This window comes from Enterococcus sp. C74, from assembly GCF_040887125.1.
Lineage (GTDB): Bacteria > Bacillota > Bacilli > Lactobacillales > Enterococcaceae > Enterococcus_B > Enterococcus_B hirae.
Window position 1 is genome coordinate 520,597 of sequence record NZ_JBFOFA010000001.1, and the last position, 15,500, is coordinate 536,096.

The 15,500-nt window shown below is 34.6% G+C and carries 12 protein-coding genes; 11 read left to right on the plus strand and 1 reads right to left on the minus strand.

The features are described from left to right. Positions 1 to 10 precede the first annotated feature (10 nt). From AB3H93_RS02570 to AB3H93_RS02610, 9 genes are all read left to right on the plus strand, one after another. Positions 11 to 2,728, plus strand: coding sequence for a DUF5776 domain-containing protein (locus AB3H93_RS02570; protein WP_368020072.1), 2,718 nt, complete (start codon positions 11 to 13; stop codon positions 2,726 to 2,728). A 234-nt stretch (positions 2,729 to 2,962) separates the two neighbouring features. Further along, on the plus strand, positions 2,963 to 3,664 hold the full coding sequence (locus tag AB3H93_RS02575) for a 2-C-methyl-D-erythritol 4-phosphate cytidylyltransferase (RefSeq protein WP_010719731.1): 702 nt from the start codon (positions 2,963 to 2,965) through the stop codon (positions 3,662 to 3,664). Between the two features lie 9 nt (positions 3,665 to 3,673). Beyond that, complete coding sequence (locus AB3H93_RS02580) at positions 3,674 to 4,735, plus strand: NAD-dependent epimerase/dehydratase family protein (RefSeq protein ID WP_368020073.1); 1,062 nt, start codon at positions 3,674 to 3,676, stop codon at positions 4,733 to 4,735. Next, on the plus strand, positions 4,728 to 5,702 hold the full coding sequence (locus tag AB3H93_RS02585; protein ID WP_010719729.1) for a glycosyltransferase family 2 protein: 975 nt from the start codon (positions 4,728 to 4,730) through the stop codon (positions 5,700 to 5,702). Before AB3H93_RS02580 ends, AB3H93_RS02585 begins: the two co-directional genes overlap by 8 nt. Positions 5,703 to 5,742: 40 nt before the next feature. Beyond that, the gene (locus AB3H93_RS02590) at positions 5,743 to 7,179 is read left to right on the plus strand and encodes an O-antigen ligase (RefSeq protein ID WP_010738170.1); all 1,437 of its coding nucleotides are present in this window, start codon (positions 5,743 to 5,745) and stop codon (positions 7,177 to 7,179) included. A 138-nt stretch (positions 7,180 to 7,317) separates the two neighbouring features. Beyond that, positions 7,318 to 8,142: a phosphorylcholine transferase LicD gene (locus AB3H93_RS02595; protein ID WP_034698873.1), complete on the plus strand. Its 825-nt coding sequence runs from the start codon at positions 7,318 to 7,320 to the stop codon at positions 8,140 to 8,142. Positions 8,143 to 8,222: 80 nt separating this feature from the next. Next, positions 8,223 to 9,194, plus strand: coding sequence for a glycosyltransferase (locus tag AB3H93_RS02600; protein ID WP_010738168.1), 972 nt, complete (start codon positions 8,223 to 8,225; stop codon positions 9,192 to 9,194). A gap of 9 nt (positions 9,195 to 9,203) precedes the next feature. Next, positions 9,204 to 10,628 carry a lipopolysaccharide biosynthesis protein gene (locus tag AB3H93_RS02605; RefSeq protein WP_010719725.1) on the plus strand — a complete coding sequence of 475 codons (1,425 nt, stop codon included), beginning with the start codon at positions 9,204 to 9,206 and terminating at the stop codon, positions 10,626 to 10,628. A 323-nt stretch (positions 10,629 to 10,951) separates the two neighbouring features. Then, positions 10,952 to 11,896 carry an NAD-dependent epimerase/dehydratase family protein gene (locus tag AB3H93_RS02610; protein WP_126344425.1) on the plus strand — a complete coding sequence of 315 codons (945 nt, stop codon included), beginning with the start codon at positions 10,952 to 10,954 and terminating at the stop codon, positions 11,894 to 11,896. A gap of 219 nt (positions 11,897 to 12,115) precedes the next feature. Here the strand turns inward: AB3H93_RS02610 and AB3H93_RS02615 are convergent, their stop codons facing one another. Beyond that, positions 12,116 to 13,288, minus strand: coding sequence for a serine hydrolase domain-containing protein (locus AB3H93_RS02615; RefSeq protein ID WP_368020074.1), 1,173 nt, complete (start codon positions 13,286 to 13,288; stop codon positions 12,116 to 12,118). Positions 13,289 to 13,481: 193 nt separating this feature from the next. Between AB3H93_RS02615 and mltG the strand changes: the two genes are divergently transcribed. Beyond that, positions 13,482 to 14,660 carry an endolytic transglycosylase MltG gene (gene mltG / locus AB3H93_RS02620; protein ID WP_368020075.1) on the plus strand — a complete coding sequence of 393 codons (1,179 nt, stop codon included), beginning with the start codon at positions 13,482 to 13,484 and terminating at the stop codon, positions 14,658 to 14,660. Positions 14,661 to 14,802: 142 nt separating this feature from the next. Next, positions 14,803 to 15,282, plus strand: coding sequence for a transcription elongation factor GreA (gene greA / locus AB3H93_RS02625; RefSeq protein WP_010719721.1), 480 nt, complete (start codon positions 14,803 to 14,805; stop codon positions 15,280 to 15,282). The last annotated feature ends 218 nt before the right edge of the window (positions 15,283 to 15,500 follow it).

Here is a 15,500-nt window from a genome sequence, read left to right on the forward strand (position 1 = left end):
GAGAAAAGAGATGAAACGGATTTTTTCTGGTGTACTTTTATGTACATTAATATTAAATAGCTCTATTTCCAATACTTATGCAATTGAAAATATAGCTAAAACTTCTCAATCTAGTCAAGAACAGAAGGCTATGAATGAAGTGGGAACTGAAGAAAAGCAAATGAACGACTCGTCTGATTCAGCAACACTTACCACAACTAACGATACAAAACAATCGGATAGTTCGACAACTACGGAAACATCTACGGCTGAGACTTCTTCGACAGAATCCAGTATGACCAGCAGCTCGACAATCCCCACTCAAGAAAGTACCAGCACTTCGGGTTCCGAGACCGCCAATTCTACGAGTGATTCTACCCAGGACCAGACAGATGCCAATCAAGTTGATCCAAGAGAAGATGCTGAACTCGGGAAAAGAGGGACAAATCATAAAAAAGGTACTTATGCCATGCAACCGTCTGGAAATCAGTATGGGATTATGTCGAGAATGATGTATCCTGATAATGTATATGCAGATAATCCCAATTTACCAAGAAAAGACTTCATTGATGTCGCTAGTTGGAATGGGACAATCTCTGTTGCTGAGTATCAAAAAATCAAAAGTTACGGGGTAACGGGAGTAACCGTCAAGCTCACCGAAGGAACATCATATACTAACCCGTATGCGCAAAGCCAAATCAACAATGCTAAAGCTGCGGGGCTCAGTGTGTCTGCTTATCATTACAGCGTGTATACATCTGTTCAAACAGCTCAGGCAGAGGCAAAATATTTTGCACAAGCAGCGTCAAAATTAGGTTTGCCCAAAAATACGATCATGTTTGATGATGCAGAAGATCCGCACTTGATTTCCGAAGGACGTGATACACAAAAAAATGCTTTGGCTTTCAATCAACAACTAAAAAATCTTGGATATTCTAATGCTGCACTATATCTTAGTAGAGGTTGGCTAGATAGTGGGTACATCAATCCAACTCCCTTTAATAAAGAACGTATATGGGTCGCACAATATCCTTATACACCAACACAATCGATGCAGTGGAACAATGATTATGGTGCTTGGCAGTGGTCGTCTCAAATGTTTTTCCCAGGTTTGGCAAATTATCAATCTCGTCCTTTTGACATGTCGATGATTTACAGTTCCTTTTTTGGAAGACCAAATACAGGAACCGGACCTGATCTAAATAATTACTATACGACCAATCCTGGAAGAGTCATCGTCAAGAAGGATGATTGTTTTTACAATGATGTGAATTTTACCAGTCCTGGAATGACTGTTAAGGAAAATACTTTAGTTACTGTGAAAAGTATTCAAACAACCGCTAGTGGGATTCCGCGCTTATTTACAGATCACGGCTATTTAACAGCAAATAAATCATATGTTGTAGCGGCTCAAAGCAATATTGATTCTTATTTTACAACGAATCCTAAAAAAGTTCGTTTGAAGACCGATGATTATTTTTATGCAGATACAGCTTTTACCCAACGTTTGAATAAAGTCACGAAAGGTACAGTGGTGGAAGTAGAAAGCTTAGCTTACACGGACTCTGGTATTTTCCGTTTAAAAACAAAAAATGGCTATTTGACTGCGAATAAAAATTTGGTCGAACAGTATCGTGATATCTCTGATATGTACTATATGACAAATCCAGGACAAGTCATTGCTCAGACAAATGATCGTTTTTACCAAGATGTCGAGTTTACAAAACCAGGAGAATCAGTCTCAGCTGGTACGGTCATCAAAGTAACGGGAATTGAAAAAACAAAGAGTGGAATACCTCGATTAAAAACAAATAAAGGCTTTTATACAGCAAATAGAGACTACGTGATCGCAACTGTAGCACCAATTGATAATTACTATACGAAAAACCCTGTTCGAATCGTCATGAAAGCCAATGATACTTACTATCGAGACACAGACTTTCTCCATAAAGGAAAAGCAGTGACGAAAGGGTCGCTTGTCTCTGTTACAGGTGTCGTATATCGTGAAGGTCAAGTACCGCGATTGCTTACGCCCGATGGCTATTTGACGGCTAATAAAGAGTATGTGCAAGAAGTGCCAGATAATATCTCAAACTATTATTATAGTAATCCAGGATATGTGGTCATGAAGACAAATGATACGTATTATCATGATGTCAATTTCAGTCAAAAAGGGGAGGCAGTCTCTAAAAATGAATTGATTGAAGTGCAAAATGTGGTATTTACAAGTGGTGGAATCCCACGGTTAAAAACGGCAAAAGGCTATTTGACAGCAAATAGAGGTTATGTAACACAATTAGTGAGTGACAGTGATAATTACTTTATCGAAAATCCAAGAAAAATTGTTATGTTGAGGGATGATCGCTATTATTCTGACATAGACTTTAAACAACCAAGTACCGCAATTGCGAAAGGTACGGTGATCGATGTCTTAGGTATCGAGTATACAGCTGGCGGAATCCCACGATTAAAAACCAATAAGGGATATGTTACAGCTAATAAAGGGTATGTTACAGCTGCTGCGAATGCAAATGATAATTATTTTGTGACGAATCCTAAAAGAGTTCAACTGTTGATGAATGATTACTACTATAAAGATCTCAGTTTTACGCAAAAAGGAGCAGCAATTAGCAAAGGAACGATCGTAGAGATCCAATCAATCGAATATACCCCATCAGGACTTCCACGATTAAAAACAGCTGATGGTTATGTGACTGCAAATAAAAAGTATGTTCAAAAAGTAAACTAAAAATAAATAAATCAACACATCAATCGAATGTTCTATCATTCTTTTGATGTGTTGTTTTTTTGTATAATACTTATATTTCACCGAGGCTCAGTGGAAAACATTGAAAGTTATTGGCAGTTGTGAGAAAATGTAAAAGGTTAAATATGGTTTTTATTGAACGGATAGTGAAATAATAGGCAAGTTTTCAATACCTATTTAGTATAAATACACATAAAAGAAAGGAATTTATCTCATATGATTACAGCTATAATTATTGCCGGTGGCGTTGGCAAACGAATGGGGCAGGATATACCAAAACAATTTATTAATATCGAGGGGAAGCCCATCATTATTTATACATTGGAGTCATTCCAACACCATCCACAGATTGATCGAATTCTTGTTGTATGTAAATCAGGTTGGGAAGAAACCATGTGGGCTTATATCAAAGAGTTCAATATCAGTAAAGTCCAATGGGTGATTACTGGCGGATCTAAAGGACAAGAATCAATCAATAACGGTGTACAATTTTTAAAAGATTATTCAGAAGATGATGACACAATTATCATTCATGACGGTATCCGTCCATTGGTGGATGAACTCGTCCTATCAGATGTGATTGTGAAATGTAAGGAATATGGAAATGGTGTGACTTCATTACCGTATAATGAACAGATTTTTATTAAGAAAACCGAAGAAACGACACAACAATATGTGGATCGTAATACGTTACGACGTGTTTCAACACCACAAGCATATCAATATGGTAAATTACTATCTGCTTATAATCGGGCGGTCAAAGAAAATATTGGGATGACAGACTCATCTTATACCAATACGATGATGGTGGACTTAGGTGAAACCTTGTATTTTGCGGCTGGTTCTGATAAAAATATCAAATTGACCACAACCGATGATTTAGAGCTTTTCAAAGCATATTTAAAAATGAAAGATTAGGTGAAGAGGATGTCTTTAATAAATAATCCACTATATAAAGATGATTTGCTGAAGGTAGTCGAACATACTCCTGATTTAAAAAATTTGGATGGTCAATCTTTACTCATGATTGGTGCCTCAGGTATGATTGGTTCTTTTTTAGTCGATACGTTAATGTTAGCAAACCAGTATTTAGGGGTTAATATTAAAGTATATGCAATGGGAAGAAATCGTCAAAGATTGGAAGAACGATTCTCTCCGTATATCTCTGATCAAAATTTTGAGATCATCGAAGGAGACGTGACAGATCCGTTGCCTTTTTCTATTAAGGCTGACTATATCATCCACGGTGCAAGCAATACCCATCCAAAAGCTTATGCAACCGATCCAATTGGCACGATTATGACGAATCTTGCTGGTACAGAACAAGTATTGAAACATGCTGTAGCAACAGAACCGAAAAGAGTGCTTTTCCTTTCAACTGTAGAGATCTATGGCGAAAATCGTGGAGACGTTGAAAAGTTTTCGGAAGATTATTGTGGTTATATTGATTGCAATACTTTACGTGCCGGCTATCCGGAAGGTAAGAGAGTCAGTGAGTCCCTTTGTCAGGCATATATTGCGAAGCATCAATTAGATATTGTGATCCCAAGATTATGCCGTACATTTGGCCCAACGATGTTGTTATCTGACTCTAAGGCTTCTTCTCAATTTATCTTGAATGCAGTGCATGAAGAAGATATTGTATTAAAGAGTGAAGGAAACCAGTATTTTTCCTATATTTATGTAGGTGATGCTGTTTCAGCGATGCTTCATCTCCTTATTCACGGTCAGAATGGAGAAGCTTATAACATCTCTAATGACAGTTTTGATTTGCATCTAAAAGAGCTTGCTCAAAAACTTGCTGAAATTAGTGGGAAGCAAGTCATTTTTGAATTACCTGATGCAATTGAACAACAAGGCTTTTCTAAAGCAAATACGGCTATTTTAAATAATGAAAAAATTAAAGATACTGGCTGGTTCCCGATCTTTAGTCTAGAAGAATCACTGAAGCATACAGTACAGTTAGTTAAGGATGAAATACATGTGTGAAATTAGTATCATCGTACCTGTTTATAAAGTTGAAAAATATTTAAAAAAATGTGTAGATTCCATTCTTGCTCAGACTTTTTCCGATTTTGAACTGATTTTAGTGGATGACGGTTCACCTGATAATAGTGGACGTATTTGTGATGACTATGCAAAGAAGGATGCTCGTGTACGGGTCGTCCACAAACAAAATGGTGGATTGAGTAGCGCAAGAAACGCGGGAATCGAAGTAGCCAAAGGAAAATATTTGGGCTTTGTTGACAGTGACGACTATATCGCAGAAGATATGTATGAACTTTTATATAAAGCAATCATCAAGGAAGAGGCAGACTTATCGATCTGTGGTATTTATGATGTCTACGAGGGAAAAGATCCGATAATCAAACCCACAATCAAAAAAACAGTAACCGCTGAAGAAGCGTTATTATTAATTTTACAAGGAAATATCATCTCTGTTCATGCAGTGAACAAACTCTATAAGCGAGAACTGTTTTCAACTATCCGCTATCCAGAGGGGAAATATCATGAAGATTCTTTTATTATTGTAGATTTATTGAATCAATGCCACAAAGTAGCCATTGATTCTGAACAAAAGTACTATTATTATCATCGTCTTGGAAGTATCAATACAGAAAGTTTTTCAGAAAAACAATTTGAATTTATTGAAGCTTGGGAAAACAATGAAATAAAGCTCAAAGACCGAAGTCAAGAAATCAAAAAAGCAGCACATCAACGTGTTTGTTTTGCTAACTTTTTAGTTCTCGATAAGATTATAGTAGCAAACGTAACGGATCGTCCGGAAACAAAAGAAATCGTAAGTTATTTAAGACATAACTTTCGATTCATTATGGAGAATGAGATATTTACCAAGAGTCGTAAGTTTTCTACATTACTCTTAATGATTAGCTTACATTTATATAAGTTTCCAGTAGAATTTAGAAGGAAACATATAACTAAAACTAAAGATTAACCGTTACGGTGATTGATCTTTTATACTAATGGAGGATAAAATGTTTACTAAATTTTCAAAGCAATTCCATAGTATAGGACAAAAAATAGCATTGCCCTATATTGTTTTTTTTGAGCTTGTCTTAATCTGTCGGATGGTTAGTGTTTATTCCACACTACCACCAAAAATCGATTCCATCTTTTCGATGATTATCATGTTATTATCAGGAGTCATTTTCCTTAGCCACTTTTTACCAATGATTCTTGAAAAAAAGAAAATAAAAATTGAATATTGGTTAATTGTTTTTATAGTGATTCTAGCAATCAGTACATTGTTGAATCGAGAATATGCTTTCACGGAAAACATCAAACTGATTATTTGGCAATGTATCTTTTTCTTTTGTGTATTTGAAGTGGGAAGAGAAAATAACAAAAAACTATTTACTGTGTTTGAAACGATTCTTTTAGTTGTTTGGTCTGCACTTGTCCTATTTTCTCTTTATTTGTTTTTTGCTCGTGTAAGTTTTTCTACGCCAGTTAAATCATTGTATTATGGCATGCGAATCGGTTTTTTTGAAAATCGTCTTTATGGGATTTTTGTTGATCCAAACTATGCGACAACTATTTCATTGGTTTGTATTATTTTTGCCCTTAGAAAAGCTATTTTTAATCAAAAGCTATGGGTGAAAGTTCTTTCTATTTTTGTTATGTTTGTTCAATTTAGCTATATTTCTCTCTCAGGTTCAAGATCTGGTATGATCCAATTGGTAGTTGCGGCCTTTTTTGGTGTTTTCTTCTTTTACTTATTTTATCAGTCGAAAAAAAATCAATCGTTAGTATTGAAAGTAGTAGGAGCAACAGTCCTAGCTGCGATTAGTTCAGCCGTTGTTTTTGGTGGCGTATCATTGATGAAAACAGGTTACGTCAATGTAGCAAACCGTGTGGAAATCACAAGTCCTAAGGTCGTTGACTTTTTTGAAAAAGATTCAGAGAAAAAAATTCCTGACGAAAAATTGGTCACTACCGAAAGACCGGATGTTGTTGAAAATAAAGATATTTCTAACAGTCGTTTTGCTTTATGGAAAAGTGCAACTGAATTGATGCGACTTGAACCCATTTTCGGAACAACACCAAAAGGTTTTGTGGCAATTGCCAAAGCTAAAATCCCAGAGACTCATATTGCTAAAACGGGGCAAACACCTCACAGTGCCTTTTTCTATCTATTAGCAGCAACTGGTATCTCTGGAACAATTGTTTTTGTCCTGTTTTTACTATCAAAAATGTGGCAGTCTTTGCGGATTCTATTTGCTACAAAGCAAAAAAATTATCTAGAATTTCTGATAGATAATCAAATTGTGTTGATCATCTTAGTCTCTAGTTTATTGATTACTGAAATTATACTAACTAGACGTTCTGCAACATTTATTTTCTGGTTGTATTTAGGAAAACTGCAATATGATTTCGATCAACAAAAACAATTGAACAGACTGGAAAAATAATTAAGGTAATAGGAAAAATCCTTGCAGAGAAACAAAGGATGCAAGGATATTTTCTATTATTGGTCAATTTGATGATCAAAGGCAAATAAATATTCCCGTTCTTTAGTAAAAAATTTAATTGGATATAGGAGACTTCTTATGAGAGAATTAACAATGGCAGAGGTACAAAAAAAAGCAGTTGATATTTTAGTTTATATTGATAAAATCTGTCGTGAAAACAACCTAAAATATACCATATTTTATGGAAGTCTGATTGGTGTTGAACGCCATCAAGGTTTTATCCCTTGGGATGATGATATTGATATCGTGATGCCCCGACCAGATTATGAAGAATTGCTTTTGATCTTAAAAAATGATACAAATTACAAGTTGTTGTCCTTTGAAACAAGAGAAAATTTTAGATATCCATTTGCAAAAGTGATTGACCCAAAAACTGTAGCTAAAACAAAGCAGTTTTTTAGTGGGGAAGAACCTGATTTAGGCGTTTTTGTTGATATTTTTCCTATTGACGGCATTCCAGATTCTGCTACAGAACGTCAAGCTCTAAGAGAGACAACAGAGAATTATCGTCTAAACTTAATGGACACTTTGGGATTAGCTTATGCTCGAAGCTTTGATTTTTTGAAAGCAGTCGTAAAATTAGTAGTGCGTTATCCTCATCATAAAAAATTATTGAAAATCGGCGATAATGTCTATTGGCAAAAAAAATACCAAGAAGCTGCTAAAAAAATCCGATTTGGAGATACGGACACATGTGGTTATTTAGAATGGATTCATATTGATTGGGGTGTTTTTCCAACGCAATGGTTTACTGAATATGAAGACGTCGAATTTGAAGGACACAAAGTAATGGCTATCAAAAATAGAGGAGATTTTCTTACATTGCGTTACGGAGATTACATGACAATGCCACCGGAAAATGAACGCGTGACACACCATCCGTATAACTTTTACGAAAAATAGCCTCTCGAAATGGTTACAAAAAGTAAGACGAAACAACAAAGTAGCATCTTTAATACTATATCTTAGAAGGAGTGAAGTAAATGCGTGAAAAACTGCAAACAACTGTTGTAATGGCTACATATAATGGCGAAAAAAATATTATAGAACAGCTCAATTCTTTGAAAAATCAATCTCAAAAAATTGATGAAGTTATCATAAAAGATGATTGTTCAACTGATCAGACAGTCAATATTGTACGAAGATTCATTGAAGAAAATCAGTTACAGGCTACCTGGCAATTGATTGTTAATGAAGAAAACGTTGGATGGCGAAAAAACTTTTTTAAACTGCTGGATTTAGCAAGTAAAGATGTTGTGTTTACTTGTGACCAAGATGATATTTGGCACGAAAAAAAGATTGAAGAAATGAGTCGTACTTTTGCGAATCAACAAGTTCAAGTTTTAGTATCAGATTATCATGAATTAGTAGAGCCAGGTGGTTTAGCAGAAGAGTTAAAACGGGTTGATACAGAAAAAATAGAGGGACAATCAGAAGAACGAGTGGTTTTTAATGAAAACAACTTATTCCTAAGACGTCCAGGCTGTGTCTATGCTATTCGCCAAAGCTTTATTGCGAATGTGATGCTTTATGCTTCAAGAATGGAGAATGCAGTCCATGATATGTCCATGTGGGGAAGTGCTGTTTTAAGCAATGGGTTATTTCTCTTAAGAAAACCGTTGATTGAATGGCGTAAACATGGTCAAAGCTCTTTTAAAAAAGAAATTGACCAAGCAAACAAAGTAACAGCCTACCAAAAAAGACTAAATACGTTACGGCGAAGATTGCAACGTGTACATGCAGCCAATAACTATTTAGCTAATTTAACTGATATAGATGATTTTGAGAAGAAACAAAAAATGCTCTTGTCAATGATTGATGAACTAGAAATGCGTATTGCTATATTAGAAAAGGAACAGTTATCAACAATTCTTGCTTCTTTCTTCCGCTATAAGCGTAAATTTTATTTTGGTACTGATATCTATCATCTTATAAAATATAAGTCAGGAAAGTGAGGTATCAGCATGAACCATAAAGCAAAAGCTGTCGCAAAAAATCTATATTATACCGTAGCAGCTAACTTTGCTACATTAGGTATTTCTGTCCTTTTAAATTTATTTGTTCCAAAATTATTAGGAGTGACTGAATATAGTTATTGGCAACTCTATGTCTTTTATTCTTCTTATGTAGGATTCTTACATTTTGGTTGGATTGATGGTATTTACTTGAAAATCGGTGGAGAAGACTACAAAGACATTGATAAACGTTCTTTAGGATCGCAGTTTTGGTATTTAGCGATATTTGAATTTTTTGTTTCGATTTTCGTTATTTTATGGGCTTACTTCTTTATGCCTGGAGAATACCAAGCACTGATCTTGATTTTGACAGCTGTTGTTTCTGTAGTGACTATCGTTAAAACATTTATTCTCTATATTTTCCAATCAACAAATAGGATTAAAGAGTATGCCCAGTTATCAAGAAATGATCGCTATTTATATGTTGTCTTAATCGGTATATATTTTGCCACAGGTGGGCGGGAATTTTACTGGTTGATCATTATGGATATCATTTCAAAATTAGTGATTACAATTTGGGGAATGACCCGAATAAAAGATATGCTACAAGTTAAAATGATTGGTCTAAAAGAACTAGTACCTGAAATCTTAGATAACATTAATATTGGTAGCAAATTAATGTTGAGTAGTATTGCCAGTATGTTAATTATGGGTACGATCCGTTTCTTTGTTCAACAACAATGGTCAATCCAGACTTTTGGTAAATTATCTTTTACTTTAAGTATCTCTAATATGTTTTTGACCTTTATCAATGCGGTGGGGATCGTCATGTTCCCGCTTTTAAGAAGAACAAATCGAGATCGTCTCTCTTCTTTGTTTCAAACACTAAGAGGTGTATTTGTTCCTTTGACGTATGCTATTTTGATTTTTTATATTCCAGCAAAAATCGTTTTAGGCATGTGGCTACCTGAATATGAAGTTAGTTTAAGATTCATGGGGATCTTATTTCCAATCGTTATCTATGAAGGAAGAATGTCCTTATTAATCAATACCTATTTGAAGACATTGCGTAAAGAAAAAACGATTCTAATGGTAAACGTCTTGACGTTGACCTTATCCTTACTTCTTTCTTTATTCGTCATTTTCATCATAGGGAATTTAAACTTAACTGTCGGATTAATACTTGCTAGTTTAGCATTCCGTTGTAATTTAGCTGAATTTTTCTTGTGTAGAGATATGAATATTAAAATTGGTGCTAAAATGTTTTTAGAAACCTGTCTAACTTTATTATTCATTTTTAGTAATCTTTGGTTTGATGGCACTTATATGAGTATGGTTGCCTATATTGTGATATATATCATTTATTTAGTGATTGTCCATCGTGGTTTTTTGAGCGACTTAAAAGATTTGCGATACTTAGTCAAAGATCATTAATATAAAGAAGACAGTGAGGGACTGTGACAAAAGACTTGTCACAGTCCCTTATTCTTGCAAAAGGTGATAGAGAAATACATCCTTGACCAACTTCTGCCAAGGCAATAACAAAGAAGCAGCGTTTAAATAAGAAAAATATTATCTACTATTAGAATATTTTATGCATGGCATGGTTTTCTTGTTAGACAGGAGATAACTATTGGAAAGGAAACATTTAGTCTATGATCGCTCTATTTAGGGCATATATATAAGATAGTATTCTCAGAATAAACGTGTTACACTAAACTTATCTTTTATGTAAATCAATAATTGGAGTGAAAATAGTGGAAAAAATATTGATTACCGGTGGGGCTGGTTTTATCGGTTCTACCTTAGCCAATCACTTAGGTAAAGAAAATGTAGTGATTGTTGTTGATGATTTATCAATGGGAAAAGTAGAAAATCTTGAGATGGATAGAAACATCACGTTCATCGAAGGTGATGTAGCGGATTCAGTATTGATGGAAGAAATCATCCGTGCCAATCAATTTGACTACATTTTCCATTTAGCGGCAGTTGCTAGTGTGGCAGATTCGGTTGCCCGGCCAGTAGAAACACATCGAGTTAATTTTGAAAGTGTGCTGATGCTGTTAGAATTGATCCGGAAATATCAACCAAACTTAAAACGAATCGTATTTAGTTCTTCAGCAGCAGTTTATGGGGATGAACCAACTTTACCAAAAAAAGAGGAATCCATTATTCGTCCATTAACCCCTTATGCAATCGATAAGTTTGCAGCTGAACAATATGTTTTGGATTACTGTCATTTATATGATGTTCCAGGAAGTGCAGTTCGTTTCTTCAATGTTTACGGACCAAACCAAAACCCAAATTCACCTTACAGTGGTGTGATTTCAATCTTAGTTGATCGTTATAAAAAACAATTAGCGGGAGAAAAAACGTCATTTACTTTATATGGAGACGGTAGCCAATCAAGAGACTTTGTCTATATCGATGATGTGATCCAAGCTTTACTTCTGGTAGCTAACAAAGAATCGGCTTTAGGCCAACAATTTAATGTCGGAACGGGAAAAGCAACTACATTATTAACATTGATCCAGACGATTGATCAAATTTTAGAGACGGAATTAGCTTTAGAATATCAGCCAGAACGTTCAGGAGATATTCACGATTCATTAGCAGATATTTCTAAGATTCAGTCTATTGGTTATCTACCAAATTATGATGTATTAAGTGGTATGAAAAGCTATTTAAAAACTGAAATATAGTGAATAATAAGAGTCGACAGTTCTTATTCGTACACTTGAAAAGTGGATGGAACGAAATCTTAAACTTTGAGAAATAGAACTATGATAGTCGGCTAAATACAGTCGCCATGCAAAAGTCAGATAACATTCTAACTTTTACATGGCGATTTTTTTAATAAAAAAATTTTTGAACTATGACGTACTTAATTTTTGGGACGATAATCTTTTTCGTTTTCAGGATTAATTTTCTTCTAATATCTTGGACCCTTCAATTAAATTATAAATTCGATTTCGCAAGTCTAGAGCAGTTAATTTTATTTTTTTATCTGATTGGTCGTTGCTTTCCATGACAACCGCATCTTTCAAATCACGTTTGAAAACAGCGACTGAATGGAAACGATTGATGTTTCCTTGTGCCAAAACATAATCATTACCACAATAGACACCACCACGATATGGGTGGCCAGTAGGACTGGGTTTCCATAATGTAAAAAGTAATTTCTGTGGGATCATTTTACCTGATAAAACTTTAGTGAAAAACGTATTTAAATCAAGCACCGACATACTGATATTTCCAGTCCCTAATTCATTATGGATCGCTGTTTGCGATTCAGTTAATGGCTTCCAGTAATCATCACTAGCAGACATCTGATAGGAAAGGGCATGATGCGGAGAGTTTTTGACTTGATCATAAAAAGCGGTCTGTTTCAAATCCAAAGGTTTGATAATCTCATTCTCTACTAATTTTTCATAAGGTTGGTGAGTTAAGTTGATTAAAATACCCGCTAAAATTGTAAAGTTTAATGGTTCATAACGATAAGTATGGTAGTCAACTAATTTTAGATGTTGAACCGCAAATTGAACGACTTCTGTATCTGATAATGGGGTAGTAGGTTTAGCTGTAGGTTTCAACCCAGATCTCATATAAAGTAGATCTTCAATGGAAATCTTTTGACTATTCGGAATTTGAGGATAAAACTTAGCCAATTTCGTATTCAAAGAAAGGTGTCCTAATTCTACTTGTTTGAGAATTAACAGAGCTGTCATCGCTTTTTGAATCGAGCCAATTTGATAGTAAAGATAAGGGCGGTTTAACTGATCATTTTCTTTGTTTGCATAACCATAGCCACGCTCAAAAATCACATGATTATTTTTCTTTACATAAATTGAGCCAATGTAATCATGTTTAATTAACAGGTGGTTGATTTTTTCTGATAATTTTTTTTCTTCAGGTGTAAGCGATAATGTCTGTTTAGGTTTTAGTGAATCGGAATCATTTTTAGCTTGTTCTTTCGTATAAATACTCCATCCTATAATCATACCGGTGGAAAGTACGCTGATACTGAGCAATACTAGAATGATAGAGAAAAAAGGAAATGACCCTTTTTTTGCATGTTTGCCTTTTTTTATCATTGTGTCATAAGGTCCTTTCATTTTCGCTAATAGTTAAAATAACTATTGTATTTATTGATATTAATTTTAATCTGTTTTTATTTGATTTACTACTTACAATTTTGATAGAATATTTAAATAAATTAATTCACGTCAATCAAAATATCATGTATAATAGATGAAGTTACGAAGTTGATAGTAAGGAGGAGTTGTTTTGTCAGAAAACAAACAACGTCCAGAAGAGAAAACAAACAGATCAGACCAATCTGCTGAAAAGAATGCAGTCATTAATCAGAGAAAAAATTTGCGAAAAAAAGAAGAAAAAATCGTTGGTAAAATCATTTTAGTGATCGTTTTGACGTTGCTAATCATTGGAGGCGTCCTTGGATTTACCATTTACCGCTATGTGGATAGCGGGTTGAAACCATTGGATCCTAAAAATGATCAACTTGTTCAAATTGAAATACCTAGCGGTTCATCAAATAAACAAATAGGTGAGATACTCGAACAAGATCAAGTGATTAAAAGCGGCATCGTGTTCAATTACTATACTAAATTTAAAAATATGACTGGCTTTCAAGCTGGATATTATCAAATGGCACCAAATATGACTTTGGATGAGATCGGAAAACAATTGCAAGAAGGTGGCACCTCAGAGCCAACTAAAGTAGCAGATGGCAAAGTCGTGATACCGGAAGGATACGACATTGAACAAATCGCTGCTAGAGTAGCGAAAGTCACTGGAAAAGATAAACAAGAATTTTTAGATTTGATGAAAGATGAAACGTTTTTCAATGAGCTTTATAAAAAATTCCCAGATTTATTGGACAGTGCGAGCAAAGCTCAAAATGTCAAATATCGCTTAGAAGGTTATTTGTTCCCGGCCACTTATGATTACTACAAAAAAATGTCGTTGAAAGATTTAGTCGTTCAGATGGTAAACAAAACAAATAGCGTGTTACAGCCTTATTTTACAACCATCAAACAAAAAAATATGACGGTTCAAGAAGTCTTGACGTTGGCTTCATTAGTTGAAAAAGAAGGGATTAAAGAAAACGATCGTAAAAACATCGCCCAAGTATTTTTCAACCGTATCAAGGCAGATATGCCTTTACAATCAGATATCTCTGTTTTATATGCCTTGGGAGAACACAAAGAAACGGTATCTTATAAAGATACGGCTGTTGACTCTCCATATAATCTATATACGAACACAGGTTATGGTCCTGGACCATTTGATAACCCTAGTGAAGCAGCTATCGAAGCCGTATTAGAGCCGACTCAAAATGATTACTACTATTTTGTGGCAGATATCAAAAAAGGCGATGTTTATTTTGCAAAAACTTACGAAGAACATTTGGAATTAGTTGATAAATATGTCAATAATTCGTAGAATAGTATTTGTATCATCGACTATTTATTTAAAATAGAAAAACATTTACATTTTAGGAAAAGCGTGGTAATCTTTTTTGGATTATATTCCTCAAAAGATTACTTTTTGCGGTATTCCATAGATCAAGAAGGAGACGTTATACATGGTTGAGAAAGTTTACCCGATGACTCTAGAAGGCAAAGCCAAACTAGAAGAAGAATTAGAACAATTAAAAACAGTTAAACGCGGAGAAATCATTGAACGCATTAAAATCGCTCGTGGATTTGGTGATCTATCTGAAAACTCAGAGTATGAATCTGCTAAAGATGAACAAGCGTTTGTTGAAGGTCGAATCACAACAATCGAAAATATGATTCGTTTTGCTCAAATCATTGACAATGACGGTGTTGATGCAGATGAAGTATCAATTGGTAAGACAGTGACATTTATTGAATTACCGGATGGTGAAGAAGAAGAATACACAATCGTAGGAAGTGCAGAAGCTGATCCATTTTCTGGTAAAATTTCTAATGATTCACCAATTGCTCAAGCTTTGATTGGTAAATTAGTCAATGATGAAGTAACGATTGCTACCCCTGGTGGCGATATGTTAGTTAAAATCGTTAAAGTAGAGCAAGCATAAGAAATACTTGAACAAAAATGAAGTTGTGACATCTACAACTTTGAGCAATAAGCCGAAGAATCAGAAAATCGTTTCTCCGATTTTTGGGATTCTTCGGCTTATTTATTTTTCTAAGGAATGAGTGTCCAGAACCATTTGACTTAGGACAAACTTTACATCTCAAGTCCTATAGTATATTTCTAAAAAAATAGCTATGATAGAATGAGAATGTGCATGAA